Annotated in this window: 12 protein-coding genes and 2 pseudogenes; 7 read left to right on the top strand and 7 right to left on the bottom strand. The window is 73.6% G+C overall.

Annotated features, from left to right (window positions below; genetic code table 11):
* Positions 1-160: 160 nt before the first annotated feature.
* Complete coding sequence (locus T328_RS24200) at positions 161-2,095, bottom strand: OmpL47-type beta-barrel domain-containing protein (RefSeq protein WP_496498255.1); 1,935 nt, start codon at positions 2,093-2,095, stop codon at positions 161-163.
* Positions 2,092-4,440, bottom strand: coding sequence for a ThuA domain-containing protein (locus T328_RS24195; RefSeq protein ID WP_496498254.1), 2,349 nt, complete (start codon positions 4,438-4,440; stop codon positions 2,092-2,094). Before T328_RS24195 ends, T328_RS24200 begins: the two co-directional genes overlap by 4 nt.
* 284 nt (positions 4,441-4,724) lie before the next feature.
* Between T328_RS24195 and T328_RS24190 the strand changes: the two genes are divergently transcribed.
* Entirely contained in the window at positions 4,725-5,729 is a 1,005-nt protein-coding gene (locus tag T328_RS24190) for a multicopper oxidase domain-containing protein (protein WP_496498253.1), read from the top strand.
* A 249-nt stretch (positions 5,730-5,978) separates the two neighbouring features.
* Here T328_RS24190 and T328_RS24185 read toward each other — a convergent pair whose 3' ends face one another.
* The gene (locus T328_RS24185) at positions 5,979-6,200 is read right to left on the bottom strand and encodes a hypothetical protein (RefSeq protein WP_496498252.1); all 222 of its coding nucleotides are present in this window, start codon (positions 6,198-6,200) and stop codon (positions 5,979-5,981) included.
* A 4-nt stretch (positions 6,201-6,204) separates the two neighbouring features.
* Here T328_RS24185 and T328_RS24180 point away from each other — a divergent pair, with 4 nt between their 5' ends.
* The 4 genes from T328_RS24180 (at position 6,205) to T328_RS24165 (ending at position 10,371) form a co-directional block, all read left to right on the top strand.
* Entirely contained in the window at positions 6,205-7,527 is a 1,323-nt protein-coding gene (locus tag T328_RS24180; RefSeq protein ID WP_496498251.1) for a hypothetical protein, read from the top strand.
* Positions 7,528-7,796: 269 nt separating this feature from the next.
* Positions 7,797-8,768, top strand: a complete 972-nt coding sequence (locus tag T328_RS24175; protein WP_496498250.1) for a DUF6454 family protein — start codon at positions 7,797-7,799, stop codon at positions 8,766-8,768.
* Between the two features lie 341 nt (positions 8,769-9,109).
* On the top strand, positions 9,110-9,388 hold the full coding sequence (locus T328_RS24170; RefSeq protein WP_496498249.1) for a hypothetical protein: 279 nt from the start codon (positions 9,110-9,112) through the stop codon (positions 9,386-9,388).
* Complete coding sequence (locus tag T328_RS24165; protein WP_496498248.1) at positions 9,385-10,371, top strand: metal-dependent hydrolase; 987 nt, start codon at positions 9,385-9,387, stop codon at positions 10,369-10,371. The genes T328_RS24170 and T328_RS24165 overlap by 4 nt, the downstream gene beginning before the upstream one ends.
* On the opposite strand, the gene T328_RS24160 is transcribed toward T328_RS24165, so the two are convergent.
* The gene (locus T328_RS24160) at positions 10,275-11,810 is read right to left on the bottom strand and encodes a glycosyltransferase family 39 protein (RefSeq protein ID WP_496498247.1); all 1,536 of its coding nucleotides are present in this window, start codon (positions 11,808-11,810) and stop codon (positions 10,275-10,277) included. The genes T328_RS24165 and T328_RS24160 overlap by 97 nt on opposite strands.
* 225 nt (positions 11,811-12,035) lie before the next feature.
* Between T328_RS24160 and T328_RS24155 the strand changes: the two are divergent.
* A pseudogene (locus tag T328_RS24155) lies at positions 12,036-13,331 on the top strand (helix-turn-helix domain-containing protein); the annotation flags it as partial.
* A gap of 22 nt (positions 13,332-13,353) precedes the next feature.
* Entirely contained in the window at positions 13,354-15,510 is a 2,157-nt protein-coding gene (locus T328_RS24150; RefSeq protein ID WP_496498246.1) for a WD40 repeat domain-containing protein, read from the top strand.
* Between the two features lie 25 nt (positions 15,511-15,535).
* Here the strand turns inward: T328_RS24150 and T328_RS24145 are convergent, their stop codons facing one another.
* From T328_RS24145 to T328_RS24135, 3 genes and pseudogenes are all read right to left on the bottom strand, one after another.
* Positions 15,536-16,009, bottom strand: a complete 474-nt coding sequence (locus T328_RS24145) for an SRPBCC family protein (RefSeq protein WP_496498245.1) — start codon at positions 16,007-16,009, stop codon at positions 15,536-15,538.
* A gap of 234 nt (positions 16,010-16,243) precedes the next feature.
* Positions 16,244-16,891, bottom strand: a pseudogene (locus T328_RS24140) (peptidoglycan recognition protein family protein); the annotation flags it as partial.
* Positions 16,892-16,976: 85 nt separating this feature from the next.
* Complete coding sequence (locus T328_RS24135; protein WP_496498244.1) at positions 16,977-17,912, bottom strand: DUF2867 domain-containing protein; 936 nt, start codon at positions 17,910-17,912, stop codon at positions 16,977-16,979.
* Positions 17,913-17,958: the final 46 nt, after the last annotated feature.

Genomic DNA, 17,958 nt, shown 5'->3' with positions numbered 1-17,958 from the left:
ACCGAGGTACGCGCACCCGGGCCGTTTCGATCTCGTGGCGAACAGGCGTTTCGGCCCCGGCTCCGGTTGGAACACCCCCGAACACGCCTGGTGGGAGGCGGTGTACGCCACCGCCCCCCACCGGGGTCTCGACAGTCAGCCGACCGTATACGTCACGCGGTCACAGCGGCTTGATCCGGACGTCGCGGAACGAGACCACGTCCGTGGTGCCGTGCACCTGGAGGCCGATGTAGCCCTCCGCGTGCTGGCGGCCGTCGGTCCCCGGGTCGTCGTCGCGCGGCGGCTCGAAGAGCTGCCCCGGGGAGTTGTCGAACTCGTTGAGGAGCACGCCGTTGCGGTAGATCTCGTAGTGCTGGTCCACCACCCGGATCTCGTAGTCGTTCCACGTGCCCTTCGGCGTCACCCCGGCCGCACCGTGGTCGACGCGGTCGAAGCCGTAGAGCGAGGCGGTCTTGTACTGGTCGCCCGCCTCCGAGTCGAAGATCTGCACCTCGTGGCCGTACTTGATGGCCACCCACTCCGGCCGCGACTCGTCCGGGTGGTCACGTACGTCCGGGAAGCGGACGAAGACGCCGGAGTTGGTGCGCCCGTCGCCCGGCGCGTCGTCGCGCCACTGCAGCTTGAGCGAGAAGTCGCCGTACTGGGCCTGCGGGTACCACAGCATGCCCATTCCGTCGACGGTCGTCCCGCTCGTCATCGAGCCGTCCCCGTTGAGGTGGAAGCTGCCGCCGCCGACCTGCTCCCACTTCGAGAAGGAGTTCTCGGTGCCGGTGAAGATCGGCGTGTAGCCGTCGTTCTGGCCCGGCGTGCCGATCCCGGAATCCCGCGCCGTGTCGAGGATCGTCTCGCGCTCCTCGCCGTTGATGACGGCGTCCGCGTACAGCTTGTCGGTGACGTCCCCGACGTGGTCCAGGAACGCCTTCTGCTTATCCCACGCCTTCTCGTCCTCGATCAGCTCGTTGATCGTGCAGCCGCTCGCGGTGACGCGGTTGGGCACGTGGGTGTCGTACTCGCCGATGAAGACGATCGGACGGGAGTCCATCTCCGGGCAGACCGGGTCCGGGTTGGGGTACTTCTCGACGACCGTGAAGGTCACCGTCCCGACCTCGGAGGAGTTGCCCGCCTTGTCGGAGGCGCGGTAGCTGACGGTGTGGTCGCCGACGGTCTGGATGTGCACCATCTCGGTGTACGCCTGGAAGTCGCCGCCGTTGACCGCGTACTCGACCTTGTCGAGACCCGAGCCGCCGGTGTCGGCCGCCTCCAGCGTGACCATGGCCATGTCCAGATACGCGCCGTCGTCGTTCTGTTCACCGCCGACGGAGGCGGTGACCGTCGGCGGCGACGTGTCGTCCCCGGCCTCGGCGACCGTGAAGGTCACCGTTTTCTCCTCGGACGTGTTGCCCGCCTTGTCGGTGGCCCGGTATCTGACGGTGTGTTCGCCGAGGGTGTCCACCACGATCGGCGCCTCGTACGGGGTCCAGTCCGTGGCCCCGTCCAGGGCGTACTCGATGGTCTCGACCCCCGACGAGTCGTCGGTGGCGGACAGCGTGGTCGTCGCGCTGCCCAGGTACGCGCCGTCCGCGTCCTGCTCGCCGGTGACCTCGGCCGCCGCCTCGGGCGCCGTGGTGTCCGCACCGCCGCCGTCGGTGACGGTGAACTCGCCGAACATCGTGCCGTGGCCCGGGATCGCACAGAAGTAGCGGTACTTGCCCGGCGTGAGGGTGACGGTCGCCTCCCACTTGCCGCCGTTCTGGTCGCTCGGCGACGCCAGCAGGTTGAGGTCGACGTCCTTGTTGTATCCGTCGGTGAACGTGTCGAACGTGAGCGTGTGCGCCATGCCGGTGGTGTTGCCGGTGGCGGCGCTGTTCTCGAAGACGATGGTCGTCTCCCCGGCCGCCGCCGTCGTGGGCGCGGACGTGTACTCCGTGACGCTGTCGCCCGCGGTCCAGGTCAGCGTCTGCGCCGCCCTGGGCTCGTCGGCGACCGCCGCGTCGGCGGCGGGCAGGACGCCCGGCGCGAACAGCGCCAGGCAGACCGCCACCACGCTGATCAGCGCCCGCCGCAGTCCTCCCGCGGTCAGAGCTCCGGATCTCATCGGCTTCCCTTCGCGATCAGGTCGTCGGGCTGGGGCGTCGCCGGCCCGCCCTGGTACGTCACCCGCCAGAGGGCGGACGCCGAGTCGGCGTTGAAGAAGCCTCGGCCGTAGTCGAGCACGTAGAGCGCGCCGTCCGGGCCGAACTTCCAGTCCATCAGGTTGCGGATGCCGCCCTCGCCCACCGGGATGATCGCGTCGAGCGACTCGGCGTGCACGGGCAGCCCGCCGTCACCGGCGTTGGCCGGGTCCATGACCACGGCGTGCCGCGGCTGGTCCTGGTCGTAGAAGTCGCCGACGAACCACTTGTCGTCCCAGTACTCCGGCCACTTGACCGCGCTGCTGGAGGAGGCGTCGTAGCGGTAGACGGGACCGGTCATGGCCGCCTGGCCGCCGCCCTTGAGCCAGGGCAGCCGGTACTGCGCCTCGCCGATGTCGTAGCTGGGCAGCCCGTCCGCGTTGCGCGGGTAGTCGGGGCCGCCGCCCTGGGGCGAGTACCAGATGTTGTTGGCGCGGGCCGGCGGGATGTCCGTCAGTCCGTCGTTGTTGGGCGAGGTGTTCTTGAGGTTGTCGCAGTCGTACCAGTCGAGCGGCTGCGTCGGGTCGGGCAGGTTGCGGTCGCGGTACGGCTGCTTGTTGCCCATGCAGTACGGCCAGCCCTGGTTGCCCGCGCTGGTGATGACGGCGAACGTGTCGTACTTCGCCGGCCCCCAGGTGGTGCTGGGCTCGGCGGCGTCCGGGCCGACCCAGCCGGCGTACAGCCAGTCGCGCTCGTCGACCTCGATGCGGGACGGGTTGCGCACGCCCATCACGTAGATCTCGGGCCTGGCCTGGTTGCCGTCGCCCTCGTCACCGGTGAAGAGGTTGCCCTCGGGGATGGTGTACGTGCCGTCGGCCTCGGGGTGGATCCGCAGGATCTTGCCGTTGAGGTTGTTGGTGTTGCCCGCGGTGCGGCGCGCGTCGGCGAAGGACACGCCGCCGAACTCGGGCTCGGGGTTGTTGCCGGAGTAGCCGTCGCTGAACCGCGAGGAGTTGTTGTCGCCGGTGGCGATGTACAGGTTGTCCTTGGAGTCCCACTCCATGTCGCCGCCGGAGTGGCAGCAGCTGTGCACCTGGACGGGCCAGGACAGCAGCACCTTCTCGGAGCCGGTGTCGAGCTTCTGCGTCGCCTGGTCGATGGTGAAGCGGGAGACCCGCCGCTCGGCCATGCGCGCGTCGCGGTCGACGCCGGAGTGCGGCGTGTAGTGCAGGTAGACGTAGCCGTTGGTGGCGAAGTCCGGGTCGAGGGCGAGGCCGAGGAGGCCCTCCTCGACCTTGACCAGTTCGTCGCCGCCGCCCTTGTTGCCGAAGACGTCGAGGGTGCCGACCTCGGTCACCTGCTCGGTGGCCGGGTCCCACACGTGGATGGTGCCCGGGCCCTTGCCGATCTCCGCGCTGGTCCAGTCGACGTCGACGGGGGCGCCGGACCAGCGCCCGCCGCGGCCGATGTAGTAGACCTTGCCGTCCTCGGCGATGTCGATGCCGTGCGGCTCGCCGATCTGGTCGAGCTGGTCCGCCTGGTTGGGCTGGGTCAGCCGCGTCGCCTCGTAGTTGGCGGTGATGCCGGCCTGGCAGTCGGCCTGTGCCTGGCGGGTGGTCCACAGCAGCGCGCCGCGCAGGTGCGTGCGGAAGTCCTCCTCGGCGAAGCCGGCGGCGGTGCCGCCCATGCCGGTGTAGAAGGAGCGCCCGCCCTCGTAGTCGCGGCACCAGGAGATCGGGTGGTCCGCGCCGTTGGCGCTCGCGCCCGGCTCGTACGAGTTCTCCCGGACCCGGGCGACGGTGTGCACGCTGCCGGAGGGGTTGGTCTCCCAGTTGGTCCACACGTCGCTGCGCGACCACTCCAGCGGCAGGTCCTTAGAGGCAGGGTTGAGCCGGTCGCCGACCTCGACGACGGCCTCCTGGGCGTCGCCGGAGGTGCCGGCGGGGCGGCTGCCGATGAGGCCCGTGAACCAGTCGGACTCCGGCTCGGAGCGGGCCGCGTCGTGGATCCCGAGGAAACCGCCGCCGGCCTCGATGTAGCGCTGGAACGACTGTTCCTGCATGGTGTTGAGCCGATCGCTGCCCGGTGAGAGGAAGACGACCGCGTTGTACTTGGCCAGATTCTTGTCGGTGAAGTCCGTCACCTCCTCGGTGACGGTCACCGTGAACGTCTCCGGCCCCTGGGCGCCGATCGCCTCGATGGCCTCGACGCCCGCCTGGGTCACCGGGTGCTGGTCACCGTCCGTCCGGGTGAACACGAGCACCGTGGCCGCCGCCTGGCCCGGCGGCTGGCCGGCCGCGAGCGGGCCGCCGTCCGGCGGCCCCGCCACGGCCTGGGCTCCTGCCAGGAGCGTTGCCGTCATTGCCACGGCCGATGCGCCGGCCGCCCAGCGTAGGACGTTTCCCCTACGTCGCATGGTCCTCCCACCTCGTACCGGGATGCTGCGGGATAGCTGCGCCGCCGTAGGAAGCTAGACCGCTTTTCGTGAACTGCCAATGCCTACAGCCGGATTCGGTTCGAACTTTGTCCTGAGGATGGGCAAAGCTCCGACAGGCCCCTACCATGAACGGCTGTCAGGGACGAGTCAAAAACGCGCGAGAAGGCGGGGGCACCATGCCGCGCAAGGTCTTTTCCAGAAGGTCGTTCACCGGCGGGGCGGCCGCCGCCGCGCTGGCGACCCCGGTTGCGCTCTCCACCTCGGGAGCGACCGCCACCGGGTCCGACGACAAACCACAACCCCAGCCTCTGGGCGAGATCAAGCGGATCACCATGTACGCCGAGGCGATGCCGGACGGCCAGCTCGGCTACGGCCTCGAACCGGGCAAGCCCTCCATCCCCGGTCCGCTGCTGGAGATGTACGAGGGCGACAGCATGGTGATCAAGCTGGTCAACAACCTCGACATCGAGGCCAGCCTGCACGTCCACGGCGTCGACTACGACATCGACAACGACGGCACGCCGATGACGAACAGCGCGGTACCGCCGGGCGGTTCGCGCGACTACGTCTGGCACTCGCACACCGCCGGCACCCGCAGCGACGGGACCATACAGCCGGGCAGCGCGGGCTACTGGCACTACCACGACCACGCGGTCGGCACCCCGCACGGCTCCGGCGGCGTCAGGCGCGGGCTGTACGGCGGCCTGATCGTCCGGCGGCGCGGCGACAAGCTGCCCGACAAGAAGTTCGTCATCGTCTTCAACGACAACACCATCAACAACGTCGCCGGCCACGGCCCCGACTTCACGGCCACGCTCGGCGAGCGCTGCGAGGTCGTCATGATCACGCACGGCGAGTTCTACCACACGTTCCACCTGCACGGTCACCGCTGGGCGGACAACCGCACCGGCATGCTGACCAGCGTGGACGACCCGACGCCGATCATCGACAACAAGATCGTCGGGCCGGGCGACTCGTTCGGCTTCCAGTTCGTCGCGGGCGAACTGGTCGGCTCGGGGCGGTGGATGTACCACTGCCACGTCCAGAGCCACGCGGACATGGGCGTGGCGGGGCTGCTGGTGGTGACCAACCCGAACGGCACGGTGGCCGGCGAGCACAACGCGGAGGCGATGAAGCCCACCCGCGAGGCACCGGAGCACGGGAGCCACGACACGCACTGAGCCACGACACGCACTGAGCCGCGGCGTGCGCCGAGCGGCGGTGTGCGCCGAGCGGCGGCGTGCACCGAGCGGCGGCGTGCACCGGGCCGCGGCGTGCGCCCGGCCGCGACGTGCGCCCGGCCGCGGCGCGTGGTGAGCCGCGCGCCGCGCTACGGCACACGCCGAGCCGCGAGACGGGCCGGCGGCCCCGCTGGGTGGGGTCGCCGGCCTCTCGCATGCCCGCGTGCTCCGTCCCGCCGCGCGCAGGCGTCACGGACCTCGCGTACGGACATCACGGCCGGCCACCGCCCGCCCGCCGCCGGCGTCATGACGAGCGAGCACCGCGGCGCGGCTCGCGCGGCGCGGCTCGCGCGGCGCGGCTCGCGCGGCGCCGGTGGCGTCGCCGTACGCGTCCCGCACCGCGGGCCGCCGCACACGCGCCGCGGCGGCGCCCCGGTGGCCGACGTCCGCGCACACTCCTGCTATCGTCATGAAAATGATTGTCATTACGAAAACAAGGAAGGCGCTCGCGACGGGTGTGGCGGCGATGGCCCTGGTGCTGGCCGGCGGGTGTGCGGAGAACGATGCCGCCGACGACGCAGCAGGCGGAAAGCCCGGGGCCGACCGCGGGTCCGGCGCCGCCGGCAGCGCACCGGCCGGCGCCGACCGGTCCGGCTGGCCCGCCGAGAAGGTCCCGCACGGCGCCCCCGAGCTGCGCGCCGTCGTCACCGAGCAGGGCTCGGGCACGGTCCGCGTCCTCGGCCTCGCCGACGGCGGCACGGTGCGTACGCTCGACGTCGAGGGCCAGTCCCGGCCCGTACGCACCGAGGACGGCACCCACGTGCTGCTGCCGCAGGGCGAGCAGGGCGTGACCCACCTCGTGGACGCCGGCATCCGCTGGGAGGACCACGGCGCCCACCAGGACCCGCACCACGAACGCCCCCGCGTCCTCGGCAGCTTGCAGGGCGAGTACCCCTCGCACGTCGTGCCGCACGGCGAGCACGTCACCGTCTTCGACGACGGCACGGGCAAGGCGGAGGTCCTGCACATCGGCGAGGAGCACGCGAGCACCGACCCCGAGCGGGAGCTGAAGGCCGAGGGCCCGCACCACGGCGTCGCCGTGACCCTGGAGACCGGCGAGATGGTCGTCTCCGTCCCCGGGAAGACCGAGGAGGACCTGCCCGTGGGCGTACGCGTCCACGACGAGCACAACCGCGAGGTCGACACCTTCCGCGACTGCCCCGACCTGCACGGCGAACTCGCCGTCGACGACGGGCTGCTGCTCTTCGGCTGCTCGGACGGCGTGCTGGTGCTGGAGCGCGGCGACGGCGGCGAGTGGACCACCGACAAGATCCCCAACCCGGCGGGCAGCGGCGAGGAGGAGCACGTCAGCTCCTTCGCGGGCGCGAGCGGGGACGCGGTCCTCGGCACCTTCGGCGACGAGGCGATGGCCGCGATCGACCTCGACGAGCGCACGATGCGCCGCGTCGACCTGCCGGCCGCGCGTGCCACGTACACCTGGGACCCGTACTGGGACCAGGGCCTCGCGCTCACCGCGGACGGCGAGCTGCACGGCGTCGACCCGAAGAGCGCGAAGGTCGTCGCCTCCTCGAAGGTGACCGAGCCGTTCGAGGTCTCCGCGGACTGGACGAAGAACCAGGCGGCGCTGGCGCCGGGGGAGGAGTCGGTGTACGTGACGGACCCGTTCACCGGGTCGCTGATCGAGGCGGAGGTGGCCCGGGACGGGTTCGAGGTGACGCGGACGATGGAGCTGGGCTTCACGCCGTACTCGCTGACCGTGCTCGGCATGGCGGACTGAGAAGGGGGTACCCGGCGCGGCGGCGGGGCATCGCGGACGGCGCGGTGTCCCGTCGCCGTGTCATGTCCGCCGCGTGCCGCCGTTCGCCGGTGGCCCGGCGCCTCTCCGCCGCTCGCCGCATCGCGTCGCCGTGTCCCGCTGTTCGCCGCGGGATTGCCTCGCTGTCACGTACGGGCAGGATGGCCTCGCCATCATCGGGCGCCGGCCGGCGGCCACCGCGGGGAGCACCTCGCCGGCCGGCCGGCCCGCGAGGGAGAGGATCGATCCACATGAGGTACGTCAGAGCGCTCGGCGTCACTGCCCTGGCCGCGGCCCTGCTCGGCACCGTCGCCGCCTCCGCGGCCCCCGCCGCACGGCCCGGCGGCGACCACCGGCCGGAGCGCGACGCCCGCGTCGTCGAGGCCGTCGGCAAGCTGGACCGCAACAGCACGTGGGAGCTGGTCGAGAAGCTGCCGCTGGACTTCGAGACGTATCACCCGCAGGGGATGACCCGCGTCGGCGACCGGCTGTTCCTCTCCAGCGTCGAGGTCATCGAGCCGCCCGTGCGCTACCCGGAGCCCGTCGACGGCTACGACCGCAGCCCCGGCCGCGGCGTGGGCCACCTCTTCGTCCTCGACCTGAAGGGCCGGCTGCTGCAGGACATCACGCTGGGCGAGGGCGACATGTACCACCCCGGCGGCATCGACACCGACGGCCGCTCAGTGTGGGTCCCGGTCGCGGAGTACCGGCCGAACAGCGCGGCGGTCGTCTACCGCGTCGACGTCCGCACGCTGAAGGCGACCGCGGCGTTCCGGGTGGACGACCACGTCGGCGGCGTGGTGCCCGAGCCGCGCACCGGCCAGGTGCACGGCGTCTCGTGGGGCTCGCGGACCCTCTACAGCTGGGACCGGCACGGCCGGCAGCTCCAGCGGCGTACGAACCAGAGCCACTTCGTCGACTACCAGGACTGCGCGTACGCCGACTCGGGCAAGATGCTCTGCACCGGCATCACCGGCTTCAAGAACGCCTCCGGCGCCGACTTCGAGCTGGGCGGCATCGCGACGATCGACCTGCGGACGTTCGACATCGAGCACGAGGTGCCGGTGACCCTCTGGTCCACCGGCGGGCACGTCGCGACCCGCAACCCCGTGCTGCTGGAGGCGCTGGCCGGCGACGGGCTGCGCATGTGGGCGGCCCCCGACGACGGCACCGCGCCCGCCGGCACCGAGCTGCTGGTCTACGAGACCAGGCCCGCCGACTGACCACCCAGTGCCGGGCACCGCACCCCCTCCCGTAAGATCCCGGACGACCAGAAGGGGGCCAGCGCGGCCGGGGAGCCGCGGGGGCGGGAACAGGACGTGGCGGTACGCGCACGTGACGGCGAGGCCGCACGCGGCGGGGAGGCCCGGAACGGTGGGGGGCGCGGTGCACGGTGAGGGCGCGATACGCGGCGGCGATGCCGGACGCGGGAACGGAACGGGACGCGGGGGCGGGCCCGTACGAACGGAACCGGCCCGCCGCCGGACCGGCGCGTACGGCGCGGCGCTCCACGGCGCGGCACTCCGCGGCGCGGAACCGAGCCGTCGCGGGGAGGTGACCCCCGGTGCCTAGCCGACCGGCGTTCCTGCGCCCCGTACGCCGCACCCGCGCCGGCGACATCGCTGGCTACGCGGTCGCCGTCGTCGCCCTCGTCGCCGGCGGCGCGATCTTCACCCGCGGCATCCTCACCTGGACCCGCGGCCCGGTGGTCGCGGTGGTCGCGATCCTGCTGACCGGCTGGGCGGTGGACAAGCTGCGCGCACGGCGGCACGGGGACGGGGACGACGGCGCCGTCGAGACCGACGCGGACGCCGACGCCGGCAGCGCGGGGGTGGACCGGTGAGCTGGGCGGCACATGAGCTGGAGAGCTACATCCTCCACAAGCACACCAAGGTCAAGGTCTCGTACCTGGCGATCCTCCTCGGCTGCTTCCTGCCCGACATGGGCACGAAGGGCACGGTCTACGGCGTCGAGATCGGCCCCCTCTCCTTCAAGCCGGAGAGCGCCTGGGACTACCACCGCGGCTGGCCGGGCGTCGGCTTCACCCACACCCTGGCGTGGGGCGTGGTGCTCGCGCTGCTCGTGCTGGTGATCTTCAAGAGCCGGGAATGGGCGCTGGGCCTGCTGATCGGGCAGTGGGCGCACGTGCTGACCGACTGCTTCGACAGCGTCGGCGTGATGCTCTTCTTCCCCTTCACCGAACAGCAGTACTCGACGGGCATGTGGGCGTACGCGGCGCAGGAGGGCCGCTACGGCGACGCCGCGGCGTACTACGGCAGCCTCGGCCTGGTCTGGGACCTGTTCTGGCTGGCGATGCTCGCGTACAACTACCGCTCCCTGACCTCCACCTACTTCAAGCAGCACGTCTATCCCGCAGACCCGGCCTGGGGCTGGCTCCGGCACCGCGTGGGCCTGTCCGACCGCTTCCTGCTGGCGCTCTACCACGCCTACTTCCTCTACGGCGCGTGCCGGATATTCGCCTGGACCATCTGGGCGCAGGCGTCCGAGGACGCCCCGATGGACTGGAAGTGGGGCGGCCCGTACTGGGTGGACAAGGCGACGGTGGACCATCCGCCGCTGACGGAGGTCCTGTCGAACACTCTGGTGGGCTTCACGGGCCTGGTGGCGCTCTGCTGGGTGGTGTGGCTCGCGGTGGGGCGGCGGCTGTGGCTGCACACCCCGCCGTACGCGGAGGTCGAGATCGTCCGCACCTCGGCCCCGCGCCCCCGCTACTCCACGGAGAACGACGGCGACGACGAGGACCACGAGCCGGCCGACGAGGCCGCCGACGCGGAGTCGGCCCGGCAGAGCCCGGACCGCGCGTAGAGGGAGACACGGGCACCCCGAACGGCGCGCGTCACGCATTCGGTGAAGTGCGCGCGCAGCACGGCGCGTTTGACGACCTCCCCGGGCGTGGTGTCGAGCGGCTGCCCCACCGGGTCACGCAGCACGACGACCCGGTCGGCGGCCAGCAGCCGGGCGCGGATGCGCTCTGCGGGCAGCTCCACTCCGTAGAGGGTGCGCGAGTCGGCGGCGGGGGCGGCGAGCGCCAGATCGACGAGCCCGTCGTACGCGCCGGGCGCACCCTGCAGCCACACGCGCCGCCGGGCGGGCAGGAACAGCACGCCGTCACCGGGCCGGCCCTGGTCCTGTACGGCGCGGGCCACGGCGGTGACGTCGTCCAACCGGCTGGCGGGCGTGCGCAGGTGGAGCGCGGCCGGGAGCAGCGCGGCGAGGACGGCGGCGAGGACGGCGGCGACGGCGGCCGTCAGGCGTCGCGGGGCACGACGGCCGAAGGGCCGTGACCGGGAGGCGCGCCGGGCGGCGGCGCGCCGCGACCAGACCGGGTCGTGCCGTACGGCGCGTAACGCCCCGTCGAGCGCCGCCCCGGCGAGGAGTGCGAGGCCGACGGCGTAGCAGAGGACGTAGCGGTCGACGTAAAGCGGTCGCAGCGGGGTGACGAGAAGCAGCACGGCGCCCGGGAGGATCGCGAGCGGCAGCGCGAGGTGCACCAGTCGCCGGGCGGGTCGCGGGACGTACCGGGCGAGGCCGAGACCGAGGAGCACGATCACGGCGTACTTCAGCAGGGCGGCCGTGCCCGGCGGGCCAATCCAGTCCACCTGCGCCGACTGCCCCGCACCGCGCGCCGCAAGCGGCGCGATCCCCAGCGCGACGCAGCCCGCCGCCGGCCACCAGCCGCGCCGGGCCGCGGGCCGCGCCCGCACCAGCCGCAGGGTGAGGCCGTGGGCCACCGTCGCCAGCACCGCGAACACGTGCAGCCAGCACGCCGCCAGCGCCAGCGCGGCGTAGCCGGCCCAGAGCCGGGCGCGGCGCTCGTCGACGCCGCGGACGAACAGCAGGCAGGCCCAGGTGAGGCAGGCGGCCACCAGCGCGTACGAACGCCCTTCCTGCGCGTACCGCTGCACGTCCGGCACCAGCGGGTACGCGAGCCCGGCGAGGAGCCCGGCGCGTGGGCCCGCGAGCCGGCGGCCGAGCAGCGCGACGCCGGCCGCGGCGGCGGCCGTCGCCAGCACGGAGGGCAGCCGGAGCGCGAGGAGGCCGCCGTCCCAGAGCGCGAAGACGCCGTGCATAAGCAGGTAGTAGAGGCCGTGCACGGCGTCGAAGTGCGCCAGTGTCTGCAACAGCGCGGACGGGTCGCGGTGGGCCATCTCGTACGTGACCGCCTCGTCGCGCCACATCGTGCCCTGCCGGCCGAGGCCCCACAGCCCGAGGCCGAGCGCGAGCACGGCGGGCCCGCCGGCCACCGCTCCCGGGCGGGGCAGGGGGACGTCGGCGGTGGCGGCGGGCCGGCGGCCGGGGCGGGCTGCGGCAGACGGGCGGCTGAGGCGCTGCTGGACGGTGGCGATGGCGGGCTCCTTTGCGGCTCGGACGGCATGACCTCCCCGAGCCCACCGGCCGTCCCGTTGATGGGCAGTCCCCGTTCGGCGCGCCTATCAATTCGGCTAGCGTGAAAGAGGGGTGGGGATGTCATGGGTCGGCGGGAGAAGGCGCTGGATCCGGCCGCCGGGCCTGTGCAGCGGTTCGCGTACGCGCTGCGCAAGCTCCGCCGCGAGGCCGGCGGACCGACGTACCGGGAGCTGGCCGCACGCACCGGCTACTCCGCTCCGACGCTCTCCGCCGCCGCGGCCGGCGAGCGGCTGCCGTCGCTGCCGGTGCTGCTGGCGTACGTGGCCGCCTGCGGCGGCGACGCGGCGCCGTGGGAGCGGCGCTGGCGGGAGGCCGAGGCCGCCGCCGACGCGGCCCGGGCGGCACCCGCCGACGCGGCCCCGTACCGAGGGCTCGCGCGCTACGGCACCGAAGACGCGGGCCTGTTCTTCGGCCGCGACGAACTCGCCGGCGAACTGGCCGCGCTCGTGCGGGAGCACCGCTGCACGGCGGTGGTCGGCGCGTCGGGCAGCGGGAAGTCGTCGCTGTTACGGGCCGGGCTGGTGCCGCGGCTGACGGAGGCGGCGGGGGTGGCGGCGGTACGGATCCTCACGCCGAGCGGGCAGCCGGCCCGTACGCACGCGGCCCGGCTGGTCCCGGCGGCCGGCGAGGGCGACACGGTCGTGCTGGTCGACCAGTTCGAGGAGGTCTTCAGCCTGTGCCGGGACGCGGCCGAGCGGGCCGCGTTCCTGGAGCTGCTGCGGACGGCGGTCGAGCCGGGCTCGCGGCTGCGGGTGGTGCTGTCCGTACGCGCGGACTTCTTCGCCCGGCTGCTGGCCGACCACCGGCTGGCGGAGGCGGTGCGGCCGGCGACCCTGCCGGTGGGCCCGATGTCGCCGGCGCGGTTACGCGAGGCGGTGGTGGGCCCGGCGGCGGCGGGCAGGCTGGTGGTGGAGCGGGCGTTGACGGCCCGGCTGGTGGCCGACGTCGCCGACGAGCCGGGCGGGCTGCCGCTGCTGTCGCACACGCTGCTGGAGTTGTGGCGGCGCCGGCGCGGGCGGACGCTGACGGTGGCGGCGTACGAGGAGATCGGCGGCGTGCGGGGCGCGATCGCGCACACCGCGGAGGAGTTCTACGCCGCCCTCGGGCCCGAACAGGCCGCCGTCGCACAGGCCGTGCTCCTGCGGCTAATCGCCCCCGGCGACGGCACCCCCGACACCCGCCGCCCGGCCGAGCGGGCGGAGCTGGTGCGCTCCGCGGAGGCCGCGGAGGTACTCGAACGGCTCCTGCGCGCCCGGCTGCTGACGGCGGACGGCACGGCGGTGGAACTGGCGCACGAGGCGCTGATCACCGGCTGGCCGCGGCTGGCGGACTGGGTCGGCGCCCACCGCGAGCGGCTGCGGCTGCACCGCCGGCTGACCGATGCGGCCGAGGCGTGGCAGGCGCTGGGGCGCGACCCGGGGGGTGCGGCTGGCGGGCGCGCGGGAGGAGTTCGCGTCGGCGGACGCCGATCTCACGCCGCTGGAGCGCGAGTTCCTGGACGCGAGCGTCGCGGAGGACGAGCGCGGGGTACGGGCCGCCGCCCGTACCACCCGACGGCTGCGGGCGCTGACCGTCTCGCTGGCGCTGCTGCTGTCGCTGGCCGTCGTGGCCGGGCTGCTGGCCTGGCAGCAGAGCCGGGTCAGCGCCCGCCAGCGCGACGAGGCGGAGGCGCGCCGGATCGCCACGCTCGCCGCGGAGCTGAGGTACGCACAGCCGCGGACGGCGCTGCGGCTGAGCGTGGCCGCCTGGAAGATCGCCGACGTACCGGCGACGCGGGCCGCGCTGGCGGCGGCGACGGCACAGCCGGAGCAGGGGGTGTTCGAGGAGCCGACGCGGGAGGAGATCGAGGGCGTCTGGTCCCGCTACACCGCCGACCACCGCACGTTCCAGCGCATCTCCCCCGCGGAGACGCGGCGCTGGGACACCGCGACCGGCCGCAGGCTGCCCTCGTATCCGGGCTACGGGCGGGGCGCGGACGGTCTGCTGGACGTCAGCCCGGACGGCCGCACGGCGGTGATCGCGGAGGGGCGGCGGCTGCGGATGTGGGATCTGCGCGAAAGACGTACGGCCGGGGCTCCGTTCGGCCGCTCCGACAAGGGCGACCTCTCTTTCTCCCCGGACGGCGATCTGCTGGTGCTGGACGGCTCGGGCTACCCGGGCATGCGCACCGTTCAGGTGTGGGAGCCGGGCGGCGACCTGCTGTTCGAGATACCCGCGCGGCGGCAGGCCAAGCGGTATCCGGCGGTCAGCCCGGACGGCCGGCGGCTCGCGTGGTGCCCGCTGGGAGGGCGGCCGGAGGTGTGGGACATCCGCGAACGCCGCCGGCTGCCCGTGCGGTTCACGCCCGCCGCGCCTCCCGGGATCTGCGGCTCCGAGGAGATGACGTTCACCCCGGACAGCCGCGGCCTGGCGTTCACCACGTACGGCGGCGTGCGCACCTGGGACGTCCTCGGCGGCCGGGAGCGGCCCCGCCTGCGCGGCGAGGAGGTGTACAACGCCGTCTTCAGCGCGGACGGGACGTACGCCGCGACCTTCGACCGGCGTGCGGAGGAGATCCGGTTATGGCGGACGGCGGACGGGCGGGAGCCGCTGCTGCGGTATCCGCTGGGCGGCACGAGCAGCGAGATCGGCGACCTCGCTTTCGATACGGAGCAGGGTGTGCTGCGCTACACGGAGGGCTCGGTGCCCGGCGGCGTCCTGCGCACTCTCTCGCTGGCCGCCCTCCTCGACGGCCGCTGGCGGCAAGAGCCGCTGGAGGACGCCGAGTTCGACCCGGCCGGCGACACGCTCGCCACCACCTCGACGGCCGGCCCGCGGGGCACCGTCCAGCTCCGGGACGGTGCTACCGGGCGAGTCGAGACGACCCTGCGGGGCACCAGGCTGACGGAGCTGTACGGCAACGAGCACACCGTCCGCGTCCGGGACGGCCGGCAGGACCGCGGCGGGATCCCGCTCGCGGTGTCGCCGGACGGCGCGTGGGCGCTGACCGATACCAACATGCGGGTCGACACCCGCACCGGGCGGATCTCTCCGGGACTGCGCAAGGAGGACTGGCCGCGGAAGGCGGTCTTCAGCCCGGACGGGCGCTTTCTGGCGGTCGCGGACTTCACGACGGGCCGGACCACCCTGTGGGACGGCTCCGGCCGGCGGCTGCTCGCCGTGCTGGCCCCGGCCGCCGCGGACCCCCGGCTCCTGCGCCCGGGCGAGGACGACTGGTACACCCCCGCGATCGCCTTCTCCCGCGACGGCGACACCGTCGCCATGGGCGACACCGACGGCGCGCTCCGGCTGTGGGAGACCGACTCCCCGGGGGACAAGCCCGCCGTGCTGCCCCCGGTCGAGGGCCCGGTGCTCGCCCTGTCCTTCGCGGACGGCGACACGGAGCTGCGGGCGGCGACCCCGCACACGCCGCTGCGGCGGCGCACGCTGAGCCCGGAGCGCTGGGCCGCGGCCGTCTGTGCTCGCGCGGCCGGCGGCCTCACCGCCGCCGAGTGGCGCACCCATCTGCCCGACGTCCCGTACCGCCGTACCTGTTGACCGCGGGGGCCGCCGCCCGCGCGAGTCAGGTGAGGGTGCGCAGGAGGGCTTCGAGGTTGTCGAAGGACGTGGTCCAGGTGGCGCGGGCCGTGGGGCGGCGGGCCGGTGGGTAGGGGCGGGTGAACGTCAGGCGGGTGCCTGTGGGGGCGGGGGTCAGGTGGATGCGGGTGGTGACCGGGGTGGGGGTGCCGTACTCCGGCATGGGGGCGGAGGTGAGGACGAGGAGGTGGGGGGCGGCGAGTTCGGTGATGTGGTTGCGGAGCCAGTGACGGGTGCCCTCGTGGGTGTCCTCGGCGGACGCTTCGGCCAGGCAGTAGTCGAAGCGTCCGCCGACGTACGGTTCGACGGTGACGCTGTCCCGGGGGACGGTGTAGCCCCGCGGGCCGATCCACCGGGCCAGCAGGTCCGCGTCGGTCCATGCCCGGTGGACCAGCGGGGGCGGTGCGGGCAGGTCGCGGACGATCAGGGGTGGGGTGGAATCGGCGGGTGGTTCGGGCACGGGGTCTCCGCTCGGTCGCTGGCAGGCTTGCTGACGGTGCAACCGGCGCGGCGCGGTGAGGCTTCCCCGGAGGGGCAGATTGGTCGGTCCGGTCCGCCGGAGCGGCCTGGCGGGGCCGAGGCGGGTAGGGGAGATGGCCGGGCGGGCGGAGGAATTGACCGGCCGGCGGGCGGACCGGCTGGCCGGTCCTGGTCAGGGTGCCGGGCTCGGCGGATCCGGGGGTTCCGGGGCGTCGGGAGGGGCCGGGGGGCTCGGAGGGCTCGGGGGCTCGCCTTCCGGCTTGCCCGCCAGGCGCTTGGCGATCCGCTCGCGCATCCCCGGCATGCCGAAGCCGCGCGGGTCGATCTTCTGGTTCGTCCACTCCTTGTGCCCGATCACCGACTTCGCGTGCCACCCGTGCGCCCGGCACAGCGCCGCCGCGGCCCGCTCGGCGGCCTCCAACTGCACGTCGGGCCACGGGTCCTCGCCGTCACCGCGGTTGATGCACTCGAAGCCGTAGAACCGGGCGTTGCCGTCCGTGTTCTGCTCGTTGGGCGACGGCGGCCGTTCCCCGTACCGTTCGGCGATCACCGCGCGCAGCACCTCGTCGTCACCCGATCCCGCGTGGTTCGCCCGGCCGTGGCCGACGAGGTGGACCCGGCCCCGCTTGTCGATGACGCCGTGGCAGAGCGGGCCCGGCAGGTCGGGCCGGCCGCGGTAGCAGAGCCGGACGCTGTCGTCGGTGCCGGACGTGGCGGTGTGGTGGACCATCACACCGTGCACCGGGCCCCACGGGCCCTTGTGGTTGCGGTTGTGCGTGCGCCATTCGCCGTGCTCGACGACGGTCAGTCCCTCGCGCTTCAGCGCACGCAGGACGACGGAGGCGGACAGTGGATCGGCCATACGACAAACCCCGGTTTTCCCTGGCTGGTGACGTCGGTCCCGCGCCGCCCATCGGCGCCGTCACCCACACATCGTAAATCTTACATCACTCTCCGTAAAGGCTTCGGCGCCCCGCAGGCCCCGCCCCCGCCGGCGACGAAACCCGCGCCAGCTCCCGCTCCCCCGCCGACGGCGCCCCCAGCGCCTCCCGCCGCCACGCGCGGCGCAGCATGCGCCGCACCACCCGCGGGTGGAAGCGGCGGACCACGGCGAAGTACAGCCGACCGCGCAGGTTGTGGATCCGTACGACCGTGCTCAGCGTGACCCGCTCGTCCTCGACGAGCACCGAGGCGCGGAAGTCCAGGTGCCCGGCGTCCCGGCCGAGCAGCAGCTCGGCGCCCTCGCGCGCCACGACCGGGAACGGCAGCACGGCACGCCAGGCGGCGACGTCCCGCGGCATGCCGGGCCGCAGCGCGATCTGCCACGAGTCGGCGAAGTCCGGCCGCTCGAAGGCGCCGCGGGCCAGCCCGGCGTTCACCGGCAGCTCCGCGGCGGTCGCCTTCTCGGCGTCCGCGCGCTGCAGCAGCCGCACCAGCGGCGAGCGGCGCACCGGCCGGGCGACCGCGCCCGTCGCCACCAGCTCGGCGTTGTCGAAGACCTCCTCGACCACCGTGTCGTGCACCCACCGGATCGCCAGCGCCCACATCAGCCGGTCCGCCGGGCCCATCCGTGACTCCAGCACGTGCCGTAGCCGACAGCGTCCGCCGTCCAGCGGCTCGACGGTGATCTCGTGGAAGCCGTCGTCGGGGGGCGTGAAGCCGAAGCGGACGTGGCGGCCGGGTTCGTATGCCGTCACCGCGTAGCGCACGGGGCCGTGGCCGCCGGCGGCGCCCACCTGCAGCGGGCGGTCGAAGGCCATCGGGGGCCAGGCGGGGCTGGGGAAGACCGGGTCGTCGGGGGCGGAGAGGCGGTCGATCAGGGCGCCCACCGCGGCGGCGGGGGCGTCGAAGATCCGCTCGTGGATGTTGCGTACCGTGCGCACGACTCCTCCATACGCTTGCGTATGGTTACCGACCATACGGTACCGT

This window comes from Streptomyces sp. CNX435 (assembly GCF_059570575.1).
Note: the sequence above shows the minus strand (reverse complement) of the source record. Positions and strands in the feature narration are given on the sequence as shown.

Coding starts and splice junctions, on each gene's coding strand:
- T328_RS24185 (WP_496498252.1), bottom strand. CDS start 6,200: ATGACGATAGCAGGAGTGTGCGCGGACGTCGGCCACCGGGGCGCCGCC.
- T328_RS24190 (WP_496498253.1), top strand. CDS start 4,725: ATGCCGCGCAAGGTCTTTTCCAGAAGGTCGTTCACCGGCGGGGCGGCC.
- T328_RS24200 (WP_496498255.1), bottom strand. CDS start 2,095: ATGAGATCCGGAGCTCTGACCGCGGGAGGACTGCGGCGGGCGCTGATC.
- T328_RS24180 (WP_496498251.1), top strand. CDS start 6,205: ATGATTGTCATTACGAAAACAAGGAAGGCGCTCGCGACGGGTGTGGCG.
- T328_RS24175 (WP_496498250.1), top strand. CDS start 7,797: ATGAGGTACGTCAGAGCGCTCGGCGTCACTGCCCTGGCCGCGGCCCTG.
- T328_RS24150 (WP_496498246.1), top strand. CDS start 13,354: ATGCGGCCGAGGCGTGGCAGGCGCTGGGGCGCGACCCGGGGGGTGCGG.